This is a genomic window from Verrucomicrobiia bacterium, assembly GCA_019634635.1.
GTDB lineage: Bacteria > Verrucomicrobiota > Verrucomicrobiia > Limisphaerales > UBA9464 > UBA9464.
Genome location: JAHCBB010000020.1, coordinates 54,360 through 72,857, shown reverse-complemented (window position 1 = coordinate 72,857; position 18,498 = coordinate 54,360). Strand labels below are relative to the sequence as shown.

General features: G+C 67.1%; 11 protein-coding genes. 3 read left to right on the top strand and 8 right to left on the bottom strand.

The features are described from left to right. The first annotated feature begins 146 nt into the window (after positions 1-146). Complete coding sequence (locus KF791_13830) at positions 147-1,811, top strand: M20/M25/M40 family metallo-hydrolase (protein ID MBX3733662.1); 1,665 nt, start codon at positions 147-149, stop codon at positions 1,809-1,811. A gap of 110 nt (positions 1,812-1,921) precedes the next feature. Continuing rightward, entirely contained in the window at positions 1,922-2,716 is a 795-nt protein-coding gene (locus KF791_13825; GenBank protein MBX3733661.1) for a prepilin-type N-terminal cleavage/methylation domain-containing protein, read from the top strand. A gap of 24 nt (positions 2,717-2,740) precedes the next feature. Here KF791_13825 and KF791_13820 read toward each other — a convergent pair whose 3' ends face one another. The 3 genes from KF791_13820 to KF791_13810 all read right to left on the bottom strand — a co-directional run bounded on the left by KF791_13820 (position 2,741) and on the right by KF791_13810 (position 12,341). Beyond that, positions 2,741-3,700 (bottom strand): hypothetical protein, encoded by a 960-nt coding sequence (locus KF791_13820; GenBank protein ID MBX3733660.1) that lies wholly within the window; start codon positions 3,698-3,700, stop codon positions 2,741-2,743. Positions 3,701-3,748: 48 nt separating this feature from the next. Continuing rightward, positions 3,749-9,688, bottom strand: a complete 5,940-nt coding sequence (locus KF791_13815) for an AMP-binding protein (GenBank protein MBX3733659.1) — start codon at positions 9,686-9,688, stop codon at positions 3,749-3,751. 148 nt (positions 9,689-9,836) lie between these two features. Beyond that, on the bottom strand, positions 9,837-12,341 hold the full coding sequence (locus KF791_13810; protein ID MBX3733658.1) for a CHRD domain-containing protein: 2,505 nt from the start codon (positions 12,339-12,341) through the stop codon (positions 9,837-9,839). A gap of 15 nt (positions 12,342-12,356) precedes the next feature. Here KF791_13810 and KF791_13805 point away from each other — a divergent pair, with 15 nt between their 5' ends. Further along, complete coding sequence (locus KF791_13805) at positions 12,357-13,703, top strand: class I SAM-dependent RNA methyltransferase (protein MBX3733657.1); 1,347 nt, start codon at positions 12,357-12,359, stop codon at positions 13,701-13,703. An 85-nt stretch (positions 13,704-13,788) separates the two neighbouring features. Here the strand turns inward: KF791_13805 and trpC are convergent, their stop codons facing one another. From trpC to KF791_13780, 5 genes are all read right to left on the bottom strand, one after another. Next, complete coding sequence (gene trpC, locus KF791_13800) at positions 13,789-14,658, bottom strand: indole-3-glycerol phosphate synthase TrpC (protein ID MBX3733656.1); 870 nt, start codon at positions 14,656-14,658, stop codon at positions 13,789-13,791. Continuing rightward, positions 14,655-15,809: a peptide chain release factor 2 gene (prfB, locus tag KF791_13795; GenBank protein ID MBX3733655.1), complete on the bottom strand. Its 1,155-nt coding sequence runs from the start codon at positions 15,807-15,809 to the stop codon at positions 14,655-14,657. Before prfB ends, trpC begins: the two co-directional genes overlap by 4 nt. Beyond that, the gene (locus KF791_13790; GenBank protein MBX3733654.1) at positions 15,773-16,237 is read right to left on the bottom strand and encodes a hypothetical protein; all 465 of its coding nucleotides are present in this window, start codon (positions 16,235-16,237) and stop codon (positions 15,773-15,775) included. The genes prfB and KF791_13790 overlap by 37 nt, the downstream gene beginning before the upstream one ends. A gap of 284 nt (positions 16,238-16,521) precedes the next feature. After that, positions 16,522-17,133, bottom strand: coding sequence for a hypothetical protein (locus tag KF791_13785; GenBank protein ID MBX3733653.1), 612 nt, complete (start codon positions 17,131-17,133; stop codon positions 16,522-16,524). Positions 17,134-17,470: 337 nt separating this feature from the next. Next, a complete protein-coding gene (locus tag KF791_13780; GenBank protein ID MBX3733652.1) occupies positions 17,471-18,427 on the bottom strand; it encodes a DUF1186 domain-containing protein in 957 nt (318 codons plus the stop codon). Positions 18,428-18,498 lie beyond the last annotated feature (71 nt).

Below are 18,498 nucleotides of genomic sequence, written 5' to 3'. Positions count from 1 at the left end.
GGTTCGTCGTCCGGGTGCCCTCTCGGTGCCATGAACTGCCCAAGCCGGGCGGGGTCCGCGGGCCGGGCCATCACGCACCGGCCGGCCCTGCCCACGAGCGCGGCCTCGACACCCGCCACTGAACTCGGGCACAACGCATTGGCACCATGAGCTTCCGCAGCACACCCGCAGCCCGCCTCGCCTGCCTTTCCATCCCGCTGATCACCGCGGCGCACGCCGCCGATGCCCTTTCGACGACGGATTCGCGACTCAATCAGGCGCTCGGCGCCCATATCGAGTTTCTCGCGCATGACCTGCTGGAGGGACGCGGGACCGGGACGCCGGGACACGAGATTGCGGCACGTTATGTCGCGGCACAGTTTGCCCAGTGGGGGCTCCGCCCCGCCGGCGACTCCAACACGTGGTTTCAGACCGTCCCGCTGATGGAAAGCCGTGTGGTTCCGGACAGCGCCACGTTCGAGCTGCGCGTAGGCGATACGGTGGAGGCCCTGACGATCCAGCTGGATTACCTGCCGTCCCCGCGGTTCGACGCCACCGAGTCCCGGGTCACCGCCCCACTCGTGTTTGCCGGGTTTGGGGTCCGCGCGCCGGAACTGCAATACGATGACTTCGCCGGCCTGGATCTGCGCGGAGCGATCGCGGTGATCCTCGCAAAAGCGCCCCCGCGGTTCCCCGCCACCGCGCTCGCCCACCACGCCAATCAGCGCCAAAAATCGCAGGCATTGGTGGATCACGGGGCCGTCGGGGTGATCACCGTGCCCACTCCCAAGGATCTCGAGGAGTTCCCGTGGCCGCGCCGGGTGATGCAATCAAAGTTTCCCTCCATGCGCTGGCTGCATGCGGACGGCACGCCGGCGAACGTGTTTCCCCAATTGGTGGGCGCGGCGGCCGTCAGCCCCCAGGGCGCCGGCAGAATTTTCGAAGGCGCCCCGGAGACCCTGGAATCCGTCCTCGCCGGTGCCGCGCGCAGCGAGCCCCCACGCTTCGCCATGGGTCGGCAGGCCACGCTGGAGGTCCGCAGCGAGCACCGGCGTCTCACCAGTGTGAACGTGCTTGGGATGATCCCGGGAGCCGATCCGGCGCTTGCCGGCGAATCGGTGGTGTTCACGGCGCATCTCGACCATCAGGGCGTCGGACCGGAGGTTGCCGGCGATCCCATCTACAACGGGGCCTACGACAACGCGATCGGCGTCGCCATGATGTTGGAGATCGCGCGACAACTGGCGACCGTGGAGCCGCGTCCACGGCGCTCCGTGGTCTTCGCCGCCGTCACCGGCGAGGAGAAGGGCCTTCTGGGCTCGGAGTACCTCGCGACGCACTGGCCGGCCGGTGCGGGGTCCCCGGTGGCCAACCTGAATCTGGACATGGTGCTCGTGACCGCGCCCACCCGCCGGTACACCCTGCTCGGCATGGAGCATTCCACGCTGCGCACCCCGGTCGAGGCCGCCGCGGCCCGGTGGGATCTCGAACTGGTGCCTGACCCACGACCGGAACGCGTCACCTTCGTGCGCAGTGACCAGTATTCCTTCGTCCGACAGGGTGTTCCCGCGCTGTTTCCCAAGGTGGCCGATTCGGAATCCGACCCGGCGACCGCGTCCGCCGACGGACTCAGCCCCGAGGCCTTCGTCCGGGACCACTATCACCGCCCCTCCGACGACGCGTCGCTGCCGCGGGATGCCGCAACCGCGGTGCGGTTCGTCCATTTCATCACCGATCTTGCCCGTCAGGTCGCTGATGCCCCCGAGGCACCGCGGTGGAATCCCGGAGATTTTTTCGGCGAGACGTTCGCCCGGCCGCGGGAGGACCGATAGGGTCGCGGCACCGCCGGCCACGTGCATCCCGGATAGGATGCCGTGTCCCGGCAGCATGGCCTCCCTTTCATCGAAACCGGACGCTTCGAAGCGTCATCCACAGGCCAGCCATGGACGCTTCCCCCGTTGCCCCACGCCGCCATCGCGGCGCCTTCACCCTGATCGAATTGCTGGTGGTGATCGCGATCATCGCCATCCTCGCCAGCATGCTGCTGCCGGCCCTGGCCAAGGCCAAGGCCAAGGCCAAGCAGACGGCCTGCATGAACAACATGCGGCAGCTCGGTCTGGCGACCGTGATGTACGTCAATGAGTACCAGAAGTACCCGGGCTGCCTGTTCGTCAACGGCGGATTCCGCTATGTCTGGCCGGCCCGGCTGTTCACCCAGATGGGAACCAACCGGGCCATCTTCTGGTGCCCGTCGAGCAAGGCGGATGCGAAATGGGACACCAACGTCAACAAGACCCTGGGCGCCGCCTCCATTCTCCCCGGCCCCCGGGATCCATGGGGCATCAGCGAGACCGCCCGGTTCTCGATCGGCTACAACGACTGGGGTCCGTTTCCCGCGGGCGGCACCAGCGGATTGGGTGGCGATGTGGACAACGTCGCCTTTGAGGTCCGGGAGTCGGCAGTGGTGGCCCCTTCCGAGATGATCATGCTGGCCGATTCGAAGCCCGACCGTTCCTTCGACGGCAATATTGACCCGACCACTCCCGCGGAGTGGCCCTCCAACCGGCATGACCGGCGAACGGTCATGATGTTCTGCGACGGCCATGCCGAAAGCGCCCGCCGGAACGACGTGATTGACCCCCGCAACGACTTCTGGCGCCGCCGCTGGAGCAACAAGAACATCCCGGAGGGCAACTGGACGGTGGATCGCAACCTGGCCAACCGGTTGGATCCCTGAGCCCGAAAGCAGGAGCAGTGCTGCCTACGCGGCGGCACGCGGTCTGCAGGCATCAATTTCGCCGTCACCGGCCTGCCACGGGATGACGCAGGAAGCGGACAGAAGAAACCGGCGGCCGGCCATCCGCTGCAACACGGCGTCGCGTCGGCGTCGAAGTTCTGCGATCGGCTCAGCCGCTTCCGCCTCCGGCCATGCAATGCCACCGGACACCACGCCGGAAAATCGCGCGGCGCCCACCTCCAGGGAAATCCCGGAGGCGGCTTCATCCCAGTGTAATGTGGCTACGGGATACCGGATGAACGCGTCAAAATCGGCGATGGCCCCGTGGAGATGCAGCAGGTTTTGCGCATACCCGTTTTCCGTGAGCAACGCCGCGTCCAAGGCCCCGCAGACGGCCGCATAGTCCGGACCGATCACCGGGTCGCCGCATTCCTGGATGGCATAAAACAATCCATGCACGGGAAGTGTCCGCAGTTTCCGCACATAACGGCGGGTGGACTCGGTCAGAACTTCCAGACCCGCAAGGAGCTCCTGCCGACCGTGCCGCCAGTGATCCGGCAGTGCGTCGGCGCCACACAGGTTCTTGGCCTGAGTGAGCGGGCTGAACACCGTCATCAGCACCGGAACCCCGGAAGGGGCTGCGGCAGCGACCGCCGCGGCCGCACGCAATACCTGGCCCTGCCACCCGGCTTCAGGGTCCAGGACCCGGAGCCGCCGCCAATCCGCAGGCTCCATCACCACCCGGTTGCGATACGCCGGACGTCCGAGCCGGTCCCCGGCAAATTCATCGCGCGCGCCATGATCCCGAATGCCGTAGGAGGAGCGCGGTCCGATTTTCCAGAATGCGAAGTCGCGTCCCTGATGGAATCGGATGGTCGCCTCCACAAAACCGGGTTCGGTGTATTCCTCATGTGGATAATGCCTCCAAAGAGCCCATGGAATCGTTTCGGGGGAAGCGGCGCGTGACACAGCCGGGTTGCTCATCATTCGTGAAGGGTGCAGGCGTCGAGGCTCTGCGGTTCGGACGCCGGGTCAAGTCCCAGCCTCTGTGTGGGGATGACGGAGGATCAGGGTCTCCAAGGCGTCCAGAACGGCCGGTGCGACGGGTTCCAGAAACACCGAGGCGTGGTCGCAATCCAGATCCAGAACCTCGAAGCCGGAGTGCGCCCAGGGGCCCCAGCCGTTCCAGCGATCCCGCTCCAGGCGCCCGGTGTCAAACTCGCCAAGGCGGGTCGCGCGCAGCAATGTCACCGCGCCCGCATAAGGACCCGGCCGGTGGGCCGCCACCGCTGACCAACCGGCGGCCTCCATCCGATCCGCAATCGTCCGCCCCCCCATTCCCAGGCGCCGACGCAACCGACGCACCTGCTTTTGTGCCTTGGCCATGGCGATGCCTCGCGCCCATCGGATCCGCCCGGCCCATCGCCGACCCCTGAGGTGGTCGGCGATGAGCCGAACGCGCTCGGCCGGGCGCAGGCGACGCGCTTCCTGGATGTACCGAACATCGAACAGGACGACGCGGTCCACCCGCCGCTTTCGCAGCACAAGCTGTCGCGCCAGTTCGTGCGCCACCAACCCGCCCATGGAGTAGCCGCTCAGCCAGATGGGACCAGCCGGGCGCACCGCCTCAATCTGGGGGATGAGGACCGCCGCGAGTTCCGTTACCGAGCGCAGCGGTTCGCCAAGCCCGTCAGCCCCGGGGAACTGAAGGCCGTCATGAAACGGGCGATGACGTCCGATCACTGCAGCCATCGGAGGGGGCAGGAATTCATAGCCCATGATTCCCGGCACGTGAATCCACGGGACCCCGGAGGCGGCGCCGCGCAACGCATTCTGGAGGCGGCCCGGCCCCGACGGGCCCGGGGGGTTCCCGCCGGCAGGCACCTCCTCCAGAAGCGACGCAATGGCTCCAGCAGTCGGATGGGCGAACAGCTCGGCCAAGGTGATCCGCCGCCATCCACGTCCCCGCAGGGCCGTAAGCAGGCGGAGGGCCAGCAGCGAATGACCGCCGAGGTCGAAGAAATTGTCGTGAATGCCCGCATGCGGCTGTTCGAGCACCCGGCGCCAGACCTCCAGGACCTGACATTCCATCCCGGCGCGCGCAACCGCGGCGGCCTCCTCTGCCACCTCGCGAAACGGCAGCTCAGCAAGCGCCCGCAAGTCGAGTTTGCCGTTTGGAGTCAGCGGCAGCGAATGGATCACCCGGAAGCGCGCAGGGATCGCCGCCGCCGGCAGCAGCGATCGCAGATGCTGGCAGACGGCCCCTCGCCCGGGCAGGGGGGCGTCCCGGCGCAGAACCAGCCAGGCCTCAAGCGAATCGCCGTCACGCGCCGGCACCACGGCGGCGTCCTGCACCGGCGGCAGTGTCCGGATCGCGTTGCAGACCTCGACAGCGTCAATTCGATAGCCGCGGACCTTGAGGTACCCCTCGCGCCGGCCGAGGAATTCGAGGGTTCCGTCGGACCGAAAGCGACCAAGGTCCCCGGTGGCATGAACCCGGTCTGCCCCATCACCGGTGGCCGGGTTCGGCGCGAATTGGACCCGGGCATCCGCCTCATCCCCCAGGTAGCCGCTCGCAAGGAACGGCGTCCGCACCAAAATCTCCCCGGGCTCGCCAATGCCTGCCAAACGCCCACCGCGAGTCCATACGAGCAACTGCACGTCGGAAATTGCCCTGCCTATCGGGATCGGATCCCTGAGCTCCCCGGCCTCGAGACCCGGAGCGCACACCACGTGGTACCCCATGGCCTGGGGGGTCTCGGTGGTGCCGTAGAAATTGACAATGCCCGCCTCGGGAGCGGATTGCCGAATCTGGCGGACGCAGGCGGCCGTCAACCGGTCGCCTCCAAGGAACACCCACCGGAGCGCCCCCATACGCGGAGATGCCCCGGGATCGGCTCCGCCCAGAACCGCCGCCAGCGGCGGTGTCAGGTGGCAAACCGTGATGCCCTCCGACTGGAACCACGCCGGCAGCGCGTCGGGCGAATCGCGAACGCCAGGAGGCGGGACGTGAATTGAGGCACCCAATGACAGGGGCGCGAAGAGGTCACGAAGGAGCGGGTCGTGCCCCAGACCGGAAAGGAGGCTGAACCGGTCGTCTGGACGCAGATCGAAGCGCTGCCGCTGCCACGCCAGGAAATGGCTCACCGGGCCGTGATTTCCAAGGATCCCCAGCGGTTCCCCCGTCGTTCCGGACGTAAACACCAGGTAGGCGGCATCGTCCCCGGTCACCTGTGGAACGTCCCATCCGGAGGCTCCACCGCGTACCGGCTCCACGGACAACGCAAGAACCGGCGTCTCACCCATCGCCAGGCTCTCCCTCCAGGCGTCGAGGCCGCCGCAGTTGGCAGAAACCAAAAGCGCCACCGGACGGGCGCGCGCCACGATGCGCCGCAATCGCTCCGCGGGTTGCGACGCATCGAGCACCAGAAACCGCCCGCCGGCCTTGAGGATCCCCAGCAGGCCGGCCACAAGCCATCCGGAGGGCGCCGCGACCAGGCCGATGGTCGCCGCCCGCTGGACGCCAGCCGCCTGCAACCGGACGGCCACGCTGTCGGCAACTGTCTCGAGCTCGCCATAAGTCCACTCGCGACCGGGCTCGCGAATCGCCAACCGGCCCGGACTCCTTCGGGCCACTTCCTCGAAGCCGGCATGAATGGCGGGTTGCAACGGTGCCGCCAACGGTGCCGCGGGCTCGGGCAGCACCGCGAGGTCTCCGGGTAGCGCCAGGGAGGGCACGTCCAGAGCCACCTCCGGATTCGCGACAAACGCCTCCAACAGCTGCTCATACTGCGCCAGGATCCGCTCCACCGTGGACTCGCGGAACCGATCCGGATTGTATCGCGCCTTAAGCCCGAGGAATCCAGGCCGGAGGACCCCGTAAAGCGTCAGATCAAACTTGGCCTGCGAGGCTGGCTCGGGTTCGGGCGTGGAGTCCAGTCCCGGAAGTCGCACCCCGGTGTCCTCGTGATTCAACAGGTTGAAGAACACCTGAAACACCGGATGCCGCCCCGTCCCGCGCACCGCCTCCATCCGGGACACCAGACGCTCGAAGGGCAAATCCTGATGCTCCTGCGCGTCTAGCACCGTCTCGCGCACCTGCTGGATCAATTCGCGAAACGAAGACACGCCATGAAGTTGGGTCCGCAACACCACCGTGTTGATGAAGTAGCCAATCAGCGGCTCCGCCTCCAACCGGCCCCGGCCTGCCACCGGCGTCCCCACGACCACATCCTCCTGCCCCGACAACCGGCTCAGCAGCACCTGGAAGGTGCCCAGGAGCACCATGAAGGGTGTGGCATCCAGGGATCGGGCGCGCGAGGCGACCGCATCGGCCAGCCGCGCGGGCAGGGTCCGGTGCCGGTTCCGGGCACCTCCACCGCGGGCCCCCGCGTCTCCGTCGCGCGGGAGTTCCAGCAGCGGGGGCGCTCCGCGCAGTCGTTCCATCCAATGATCGAGCAGGGCCTCCATCGCCGGCCCCTCCAGACGCCGCCGCTGCCACACCGCCAGGTCGGCAAATTGATGGGTCAGGTCCGGCAGGGGCGACGGCCGACGGGCAATTGCGGCCTCGTACAGGGCGGCGAGTTCCCGGTGAAGCACGCCCAGGGACCATCCGTCGGCGACAATGTGGTGGATCGCTCTCAGCAGGAGATGTTCCGTGGGGCCGATCCGCAGCAGGCAAAACCGATACAGCGGACCTGCAGACAGGTCGAACGGCGCCGCCAGGACCGCCACGCGCATCGCGGCCACGCGGGCCTCCCGGGCGGAGGCCGTCAGCCCGGTGAGATCCTCAAAATCCAGCACCGACTCCGGAGCCGCCTGAATCACCTGTCGAAGCCCCTCAGGCGACTCGGCGAACACCGTGCGCAGGGATTCATGCCGCGTGACGACCTGCCGCAACGCCGCACCCAGCGCCCGCACGTCGAGCGGCCCCGTGCATCGGACAGCCTCCGACATGAGGTACGCCGTCTGACCCGGCTCCAGGGCATTGAGAAACCAGAGGCGTTCCTGAGCGTGCGAGGCGGGGGGCGGAGGCTCGCGGGGCACCACCGGAATGGCATCGGAGGTCTCCGGGGATGCCGCCACGGAGGCCCTCGGCTCCGCTTCGTCCATCTGCCGCAGCAACCCGGAAATCGTGGGTGCGGCCAGCAGCATCCGAAGGCTCGCCGTCCCCGTGAACGCCTGCCGGATCCTCGACACCAGCCTCATTGCCAGCAGGGAGTTGCCTCCAAGGGCGAAGAACGAGTCGTGGATGCCGCATTCCGCAATTCCCAGGGTTGCGCACCACAATCGGGCCATGAGTTGTTGTGCTGGAGATTGTGGAGGCCCTGCAGCCGTGTTGCGGCCTTCGGACGCGGCCGGAGCATCCGCTGCAAGCCGGTCGAGAGCCCGGGCATCCAGCTTGCCATTGGCCAGACGCGGAAATTCGTGGATCCAGAAGAAGCGCCCGGGAATCGCCGCCGTGGGAAGCTGCGCTGACAACTGAAGTCGAACTGCCTCCGGCTGCGGGGCCTCGCCGGACCAGGACACAAAGGCGGCAAGCTGCGGGACGCCATCGGGAACCCCGGCGCCATACAGCCGCACCGCCACTTCCCGCACCCCGGGAAGCCGGCGCAACTTCAGATCCACCTCGGACAAATCCACCCGGTGTCCGAAGATCTTCACCTGCTGATCGCGCCGCCCCTCGAACAACAGACGCCCCGCCCCGTCACGCCTGGCAAAATCACCGGTTCGAAAGCGACGCTCGCCCGGGGCCCGCGGAGCCTCAGGAAACGGCTCCGGGGCCTTCAACTCACGCCGCCAATACCCCGCCGTCAGGAGCCGCCCCTCAACAACGATCTCGCCCGCTTCTCCGTCGGGAACCGGATTTCCCGAGGCATCAAGAAGCCGCACGGTCACCCCGGGAACCGGTTTCCCCGACGGCAGGACCCCGCACGCACGAGGCTCGTCGGGATCCACAAAGCCGTGACAATACAGCGAGGACGTCTCCGAGGTGCCGATGCCCGTGTAAAAGTGACATCCGGATTCCGTGTGTCTGCGGAACAGGTCCACATCGCTCCACGCGACCCGGTCGCCGGCGAGGAAGACGGTGCGCAAATCCGGCAGCACCTCCGTCGGTCCCAGTTCCTGCATCAGCTCCCGGAAGATCGGCGGCACGGAATGGTACCGCGTCAGACGTTGATCTCGAATCCAGTCCCGAAGCGCGGCCAGACCCAGCTCACGAAAGGGGAAAAACGCCAATGAGGCCCCCGTAAGCAACGCGGCGTAAAGATCCCGGGTGGACCCCACGGTCGAGGGAGGGTACAGCGCGGTCAGCCGATCCTCGGGGCCCAGGGAAAGGGTGGCCGAATGAACAGCCACCTCGTGCAGGATGTTGACGTGCCGGATGGCGATGCCTTTGGGCGCCCCGGTCGAGCCGGAGGTATAGGTCAGGAAGGCCACCGCGTTCTCGGAACACGGGACGACGGGATGCGCCTCGCGGTCCCGGATTTCCGGATCATCCCGGATCAACGTCACGTCCGCCAGTTCCCAAGCGGCAACGCACCCGTGCGCCGAGGGCCCACACAGCACTTTGTCCGCCGTGCTGTCCTCGATGAGGTTCCGAATCCGTGCTGCGGGCAGGCGCAAATCAAGAGCCAGATAGGCGGCGCCCTCGGCCAGCACGCCCAGCAAGGAGGGGATCCACTCCATGCATTCCTCCCCGATGGCCACCGCCACCACCTCGCCCGCCCGGACCCCGGCAGCCCGAAGCCGGGATCGCACGCCCGCCACCCTGTTCGCCAGACTCGCATAGCTGACGGACGGAAGACCGTGCCGGAGGATCGCCGTTCGTTCCGCGTGACGTTCTGCCGACTCCAGAAAGCGCCCGGCGACCGAAAAGGGCGGTTGCAGCGGCCACTCGACACCCCGGCGGTGCCGGCCCGTGGGAATATCGGGGAGATCCTGAAGGATGACGCCCAACAATGGATTCACGCGAAGACCCCGGAGGACAGACGGGAATCCGGCTTCAAATCAAACCAAATCAGAACGGAAATGAAGGCGGGCGCCGGGATGACACACGGTTCACACCGCCGGCGCCCGCCTCGGGCTCGTTCCCACCCGGGAACGAAAAAGGCTCGGGTCAGGGCACCGGAAGCACCTGGCCCCGGATCTCACCCGGCGGATTCGCCGGAGTGTGAATATTGAAGTAGGTCAGACCCCCGACGATGCCGTCCGCAGTCGCCTGCGTCACGGTCTGCTGGCCCGCAAACGTGCCGCTGGTTCCCAGAGTGCCGGCGGGCACCAGGTTGAACAGCACGCCCGCCGCCTGCTCGGCAGTTCCAAAGCCGTGCAGGTGATAGGCCGTCGGTGTCGCCGTCAGTTGTTCATAGCCGACCACATACGTCGCGGTCAGGCCGTCCAGTGCGAGCAGCCCCACTCCCGTCCCCGGCACATCCACCGGATTCGGGCGTTCGTTGGCCCCGTTCAACACCGCCTTGAACAGGCGCACCGTTTTTCCCGCGGCGTCCTGCACGCGAAACACCCCGCCCGGAGCCGCCATCGGGATGACGGCCGAGGGCGTGGCCACGGTTTCAAGGTCCAGCCACTGCGGATCCGTCAACGCGAGCTTGCCCTGGACCAGGTACGGCGGGCTGCCGCCGGACCAGGACAGCCGGATGTCGTCCCCGGCGACCGATGCGGCCAGCGATCCCAACGGCTCCGACGCCCCGCTCCGGATGCGCACATTGTCGAAGGCCAGCGTTTCATTCCACCACGTGCTGAACGCCCGGAATTCGATGATGAGCTGACGGGATCCGGGAGGGGCCGGATAGGTGACATCGAGAAACTCCAGGCCAAGGGGATTCGCATTCCCGTGGTCCACGTCGGCGAAGAACTTGTCGTTGCCGGTGGGGGCTGAGAAGCGCGCAAGCCGGACCGGGGTCGAAAACTCACCGTCGGGATACGCCCAGATGTCGAGCCGGTCGTCGGTCTCGAAGTCGAGAAAGGTCGCCGCAAGGGCGACCGTGACCGTGACATCGGAAGCGCCCGAGACATCCACCGGCCGCAGCCGCAACGAACGGTAGGATCCAAACTCGTCGGAAAGCGAGAATCCCGGCTCCGTGGCCTTGTTGATCGCGGATCCCGCAAAGAAGCCGGTTCCCTCGAATCCGGTGAACGGTCCACCGCCAAACACGTTTCCGGGCGGCACATCCCCCGGACCGTTGTTGACGACCAACAACGGCAGGGTCTCGAACTCCGACGCACCTGTGGGCTGATAGCTCGTCGCCGTCGCCGTGCCGTCCAGGGACACCGCGGCGGAAAAGGTTTGCCCGATCAACTCCCAGTTCCCGGAACTGATCGCCGAGGTGTCCCCGCCACCGGCCTGCAGGGAGACTGAGAACTCGACGTCGCCGGCACCCCCCGAATTGAACATTGCCACCTCGAAGTCATAGAGACCCGCCGCGGGAAAGGTGACATCCCCGTACCGGGGCGCATGGGCCTGGGCCGTGTCGTTGACGATCACATTGTCCGCGTCGGTCAGCCCGTTGCGATCCACGTCAATCCGCAGTCGCGCACCGTCATCGGACGCCACGGCGAAGCTGTAGCGCCCGGCAGCGGAAACGTTGAGACTTCCGCGAATCACAAGCCCGAAGGGGGCCGTGAAGTCACCCGGAATCGGATTGTCCGCCTGGAAATCCCCGAAGGACCCATCCGCAAAGTCCACTTCCGAAACCGTCGCGGTGGCCTGCTGGCTCTGCTTGGTGCCTGCGACCATGGCGTCCACATCGGCAAGCGAGGCCGCCGTCGGCGGGACCTCCCGAACCATGGTGGCGACCGTCGTGGACCCGGTGGGCAGGATCGAGCCGATCAACTGCCACGAATGCGGGCCGGTGTCCGCGGCGATGACGTTGAACGTCCCGGTCAGGCCCCCGGCCGCGGGATGCGCCGTCACCACGGTCGCGGTCGTTGCCGTGAAGCTTGCCGTTGCGCCAATGCTGCTGGTCAGCATGTCGTCATGATCCAGGGAGGACATGACGAGCACGCCCTTGCTGGACTGGGCGAACCTGCTGACGTTCACACCGGACGGCGCGCGGATCACGACGTCGGCAATCACGCTGTCCTCCGGCGTGCTCTCGTCGTCATCCACGATCACATAGCCGGCCGCCGCGAGGTGATCCGCCATGCTTTGGGCGGCAAACTGGCTTGGGGTGAACAGCACCGTCGCATTTGCCTTGTTGTCGGCCAGCCACTGCACCGTGCCCTCCACCAACTGCCAAGTCTGGGGGGTGACGTCCGAATCTGCGATCGCCGAATCCCAGGCCAGCATGGCCCGGCGCCCGGCCGTGGGCCCGGGGACGCCAACAAATGAGACCTCGAAACTATGCGCCCAGTACACCGGACCGAGCTGCGTGTCGGGAATGCCAAAGGGGTTTCCCGCCTCGAAGGGCGGCTCATAAGCCATGCCGTCGGTGATGGTGTAGCGCGGCGGCACCGCCTTGGAGCCGTCGTCGTTGAAGCCTTCCTGATAAATGAGCTGGGCGGACGCCGGGAGCATGCACAGCGCGACGGTCGCCAGCACCAGCACGACGGCTGGAAGGCGCCTGGAACAGGGGAACGGGGGCTGCTGAGAGGCTTGAGAGCTCATGGGGGCAGGGATTTGATGGTGACGCGTGCCGCACCATCGAAGTGCTGCACGAAGGGTTCAGACCGGGGAACGCTCCGGTTGTGCTGCACCACGACCGGATCCGACAAGCAAAAAATCCGGACATTGCGACGGACCGGCACCTCCGTGCATCCTGAAGGCTTCGACGACTTATCCCGCTCTGACGACGTGTCCGCACCCTGCCCCCCACCGCAATCCACCCCACTCCCGGGCGTCGGTGACCATGTGCTCCTGGAGATCACCGACCTGGCATTCGGCGGCGAGGGCGTCGCCCGCCTGGGCGAGTTCGTGGTCTTTGTCCCGTTCGCACTCCCGGGCGAACGCGTGGAAGCCAAGCTCACCGAGGTGCGCCCGCGCTTCGCCCGAGGGATGGTTTCCCGGCGCTGGACCCACTCGCCGGAACGGGTCGTCCCGCGCTGCCCCTACTTCGGCGCGTGCGGCGGATGCCAGTACCAGCACCTCGACTATGCCGCCCAACTGCGATGGAAACGCAAGCAGATCACCGACCTGTTCCAGCGCGTGGGCCATTTTGAGCAGCCCCCCGTGCGCGAGGTGATTCCCTGCCCCAGTCCATACGGATACCGCAACCGCATCCTCGTCCGCAGCCAGTGGAACAAGCCGGCCCAAAAACTCAACCTGGGCTTCGTCCGATCGGATTGCGGCCTGGTCTGCGACATCGAGTCCTGCGCCATTGCCGAACCCGCGCTCAACGAGGCCCTGCGGGACTGGCGCCGCAATCCGCCACCCAAGGGAGGCCTCAAGACCCTGCTGCGCATCCCCCCGGAGGACTGGGTGGTGCCGGAACACAGCTTCTTCCAGAACAATTTCTTCGTGTTGCCCGCCCTGCTGGATGCCGTCCGCCGCCGGCTCGGGGACGCCGCGACCCGCCATCTGGTGGATGCCTACTGCGGGGTGGGCTTCTTCAGTTTGTCGCTGGCGTCCTCGGTCGAGAGTTTTGTCGGCGTGGAGCTGGATGCGCCAGCCATCCGGGCGGCCCGCGAGAACCAGCGCCGACGGGGCATCACCCGTGGTGAATTTGTCGCCGGCGACACCGACGCCCTCCTGCCGGCCCTGCTCGCCCGCAGCGATCCGTCCCGCACCGCCGTGCTGTTGGACCCGCCGCGGGTGGGATGCCGCCCGCCCGCACTGAACGTCCTGCGCGACACCGCCCCGGCACAAATCCTCTACGTCAGCTGCCACCCGGCGACGCTCGCGCGCGATCTCAAGCACCTCTGTGCCGACGACCGCTACCGGTTGGTGGACGTCCAACCGGTGGACCTGTTCCCGCAGACCCAGCACGTCGAGTGTGTCGCCGACCTGCGCCGGGGCCCGCCGACCGGGTGACCCGGGCAAGCTTCCGATCGCTCGCGGTCGGGACCGGCCGCGGACACGCAGGCCCCCGGCCGCCACCCGCCGCGGACGCACCCCTTCAGCAACCCGCCGGTTCGTCGCGCAACGAACGGGTGGTGGGCGACCCGAGTCCGGAAGCGGGCGCCAGGCCAAGGAGACGGGCGACCTGGCCCGCCACGTCCCCGGAGCGCATGAGCGATTCCCCGACCAGGATTCCGCGGACCCCGCAGGCCTTCAAACGCAACACCTCCTCGCGGGTCCGGATCCCGCTCTCTCCAACCAGCAGCGGGGCCCCGCCCGGGAGATCGCCGGGAATGCGTCGGGCCAGCCGCTCGGTGGTGGCCAGATCCACCTGGAAGGTCTTCAGGTCGCGATTGTTCACCCCCAGCAGCCGGGCCCCGCACCGCACGGCGCGCTCCAGCTCCTCCTCATCGTGCACCTCCACCAGCACCGCCAGGCCGGCGGCATCGGCCAGCGCATGGAAATGCTGCAACGGGTCGTCCGCCAGGATGGCCGCGATGAGCAGGATGGCGTCCGCACCGCCCTCCGCCGCCTCGAGGATCTGCCGTTCGTCCACGATGAAATCCTTGCGGAGCAGCGGCAGGCGGACCGCCGCGCGAACGGCGCGGAGGTGGTCGAGGGCACCCTGGAAGAAGACCTCATCGGTCAGCACCGACAGGCAGCTCGCCCCGGCCGCTTCGTATTCCCTGGCGATCCGGACCGGATCAAAGTCGGGACAGATCACCCCCAGGCTGGGGGACGCCTTCTTCACCTCGGCAATCAGGCCGACGTCACCGGCACGGGGACGCCGGAGCGCCCCGGAGAAGTCCCGGACGCCTCCCGGCCGGTCCCGCAAGGCCTCGCGAAGCCGGCGGGCGCTCACGGCCCCAGCCGGCAGCCGGCCGATCTCGATCCTTTTCCTGGCGACGATGGTATCAAGAATGTTCATGCCAGTTCCTCGTCGTCCTTGAGCCCGGGATTCCGCTTCAGCGGACACCCCGCCCGCAGCCAGCCGTTGACGAAGGCGTCGAGGTCGCCATCCATCACCGCCTGGACGTTGCTCGTCTGCACGCCAGTGCGCAGATCCTTGACCATGCGGTACGGCTGGAAGACGTAGCTGCGGATCTGGTTGCCCCAGGACACGCTGCCCTTGTCCCCGTAAAACCGCTCCATCTCCCCCTTGGCCTGGTCGAGTTTCAGCGCATAGAGCTTGGAGATCAGCATGGCCATCGCCGTGGCTTCGTTCTGGGCCTGGCTGCGCTGGGCCTGCGAAGCCGCCACCAGGCCGGTGGGCAGGTGCGTGAGGCGGACGGCGGTCTCGACCTTGTTCACGTTCTGCCCGCCCTTGCCGCCCGATCGAAACGTGTCGCGCAGGATTTCACTCTTGGGAATCACGATGTCGCTCTCGCTGAGATCGCTGATTTCGGCGATGACATCCACGCTGGAAAAGCTGGTGTGGCGCCGTTTGTTGGAGTCGAACGGGGAGATGCGCACCAACCGGTGAACGCCGCGCTCGGCCTTGCAGAACCCGTAGGCATTGTCGCCCTCAACCCGGTACGTGATGCTCTTCAGACCGGCCTGCTCGCCCGGGAGCGCATCGGTGGATTCAAATTTCCAGCCGCGCGACTCGAACCACCGCTCGTACATCCGCGAAAGCATCTGCGCCCAGTCCTGCGCCTCGGTGCCCCCGGCCCCCGCCTGAATGCTGAAGATCGCGTTCCGGTGGTCATGGGGTCCCGTGAGCAGGACCTCCAATTCGAAGCGGTCCACCTGCCGGTTCAGCACCTCCAACTCGGCATCCACCTCCTTCTGGACGGCATCCTGGCCGGCCTGGGGCTCGGATTCGCCCAGGTCCAGCAGGAGCCGAAGATCGTCCGCCCGCCGCTCAAACCCCACCATCGGCTCCACCCGCTTCTTCAACTGGTTGGCCTCCTCGATGACCTTCTTCGCCGCCTCCTGATTCGCCCAAAACGAGTCGGAGCCCATCTGCGCATCGAACTCGGCGATCCGACGCAACGACGCCGGCAGGTCCACAAACCGGCGCAACTGGCCAAGCTTGGCCGTCAGGACGTCCAGATTGGCCCGCGAAACTTCGAACATTCGGCCGCGGAAGGTAGGCGCCCCCCCCGCGGCAGGGCGAGGGGAAATCCAAACAGGTGCGCCGGACCGCTGGCCGGGAGGAGGTGCCCGGATGGACGGAATTCCCGCCGCCCGTGCCGCGGGCACTTGTCCGTCCTGACCGCGGCCTGCCGCCGCGCGACTTCGAGGTCCACTGCGTTCGCAGCGGTCAGACCGCTCCGGCCCAATTTGATGGTGAACTTGAAGGGCCTCCGGTCCACGCAGTCCTCGAGGACGGGCGTTCCGGTGCCGAGCCCCGCGTCGAAGCGGGCCTCGGGCGTGTCGGGGCAACCGCCGCTGTGGCACAGGTGGCGCAGGAGCGGACGGACGGCCAGCGTCGCGACCGCGTGATGGAACCGCGAGAGCTGCTCGCGCGTGAAGGTCTCTCCCGGCGAATCGTCAAAACCCAATTCAGCAGTTCCAGGATCGCCCCGTCATTGTTCCGCGTGCCAACGACAACGGAGAACAACCGGTCCACCCCGGGGTCGGGTTGCGGCAGAATCGGCACCCCCACCTCCCAGTTCCCGCCGTCGGTCCGGAGCGCACCTGCCCGCTCGGCGCTGACCCTGCTGACCGGTTGGCTCGCAGTCCCTTCAGAATCCGCCGCGCCGTCAACTTCTCCCCCAACGCCAGGCCACCCACCAGCCGCTCCCTGGGACTCCTCAGGTGATCCTGTCGAGCCGACTCCCTCCATTCATTCCGGGCTGTCCAGCAACTGCTGCAGCCGCCCGGCCAGCGGCGGCGGCAGGCGATCACACCAGGAGGCATCCAGCAGACCCAGCTCGATCAGGTCGCGGAGATGGGTCCGGTCCCGGTCACGGAAGCTCACCAGTTTCATGGCCACCAGCGCGGACAGAGTGATCAGCCTGAACTGGTCTCCGGCTTCGGAGTCGGTGACGTCCGGTGCGGCGAGCACGCTGTCGGGACGTACCTTTTCGCCGGCGGGAACGATGTGCAGCGCATCGCGAATGCTGGCTTCCGGACCATCGAGAAAAACATCCATTCCTCCGGCCAGGCCAAGTCCGGCCACCCGCCGATGGATGAATCCCACCGCCGCCAAGGCGGCTCCGGCCGCCGCGAGATCGGAACGACGCAGCAGGATGTCCACACCGCGGGTGGTGCGGACGGCGGCTTCATCAACGCGCGACACGTGCGCGGCAACCGCGTTGCCACCCACCACGGCGTAGGCAATCCCGGCCGCTTCAAGAGCGCTTGCGGCGCGGAGCAGGCGTTCGCGGACCTTTTCCACCGCCCGAACCATCCGCGTCCAGGAAACCGGGGCAAGCCCGGGGTCGGTCGCAGCCATCCCGGACGCTTGACGCGGCCGCGGCAAAAGTCAGGCAATGATTTCGAGGAAGCCAAGGGACCGGTGCTCCATCGGGAGTTCGGTGAGGCCAAAACCCGTCGGAGGCGCGGGGATCTCCCGCCGCAGCGCTACGCGACCGCGGAGGCCTCAAAAGCGTCCCCGGCCTCGCTCAGCAAGCAGATGGGCGTGGCCATTCCCACCAATGATCTCTGGATTGGCGCCCCTCGTCTTCCAGCACCACCTGATCCTCTGCACCTCCGACACGCATTCTCAGCACCTGCCGCAACTCCGAAATGCTGAACCCGGCGGGCAACCCCGGTGAAACCTCGCGGCGACTTCAGCCGCAACATTTCTTGAACTTCTTCCCGCTGCCGCAGGGACAAGGGTCGTTCCGACCGACGGCGTACGGAGCTCGAAACGGCACCGGGTCCGGGAGCGGCCGCACCGGCGGCGGCGAGAAACCGGGTTGATCGTCCCGCGGTTCCTCGGTGGACCAACCCGCCGACTCCTCATCGTCGTCCCGGAAGCACAGCCAGATTGAGCACCCAGCAACGGCATCAATGGGACCATGGCGCTCCGTGAAGGCCCGGACGCGTTGCTCCCCGGTGCGCGTGTCCCAAACGCGGGGCGCTGCTGCGCCCAATTCACCTTCCACGTCCCGGAGCGATCCGACGACGTCCTCGTCCACGATCGCGGCGGCATAGGCCTGACGCACTTCGGGAAGCAGTTCGCAAAGGTTCAAATCGCAAACGGCGCCAACCAGGCCCGCCCAAACGTAACTGTCTCCCGGCCGGGCCAGCTGCGCGAAAAGGCTTCGCAGATCGGCCAGCAGGGCCTCCCGCGGTCGCTCGCCCCACACCTCCTGGACCAGCAATCCATGAATGGCCTGCTCGCGCACGAATGGATTGACCCCTTCGTTCAAGGCCAGTCGGAGCAACGGGGCTGAATCGCCGCCGCAGACGGAGGCCAGCAACGTCGCGCCATCCTCGGTGATCATGTCACCGGTCAAGTCGAGGGGCAGATCGCCGGGGAGCGAAAGGAAGCGAACGAACGCGTTCAACGCCTGCGGTTCGCGGAACTGCGCCAGGAGATACAGCGCGAAGTTATGCAGACACAAACCGCGCTCGGCCTGGTAGGTGGCTGGATCGTTCGTGACCCGGTCAATGGCCGCAATCAGTTCCGGGACGATGGACTCCCGCTGTTCCGCCGCGGCCAGCAGGGCCGCTTCATAAGGAGCAAAGTCGGTGTGGTCGGGAAGGTGCTGAAGTTGTTGGAGGATCTCGTTGGTCGTCACAGCATCACTCGCGGAGAACCTCCTGCCGGACAGGATTCGCCGGCTTGGTCATTCTCCGCATCGTCCGAGGG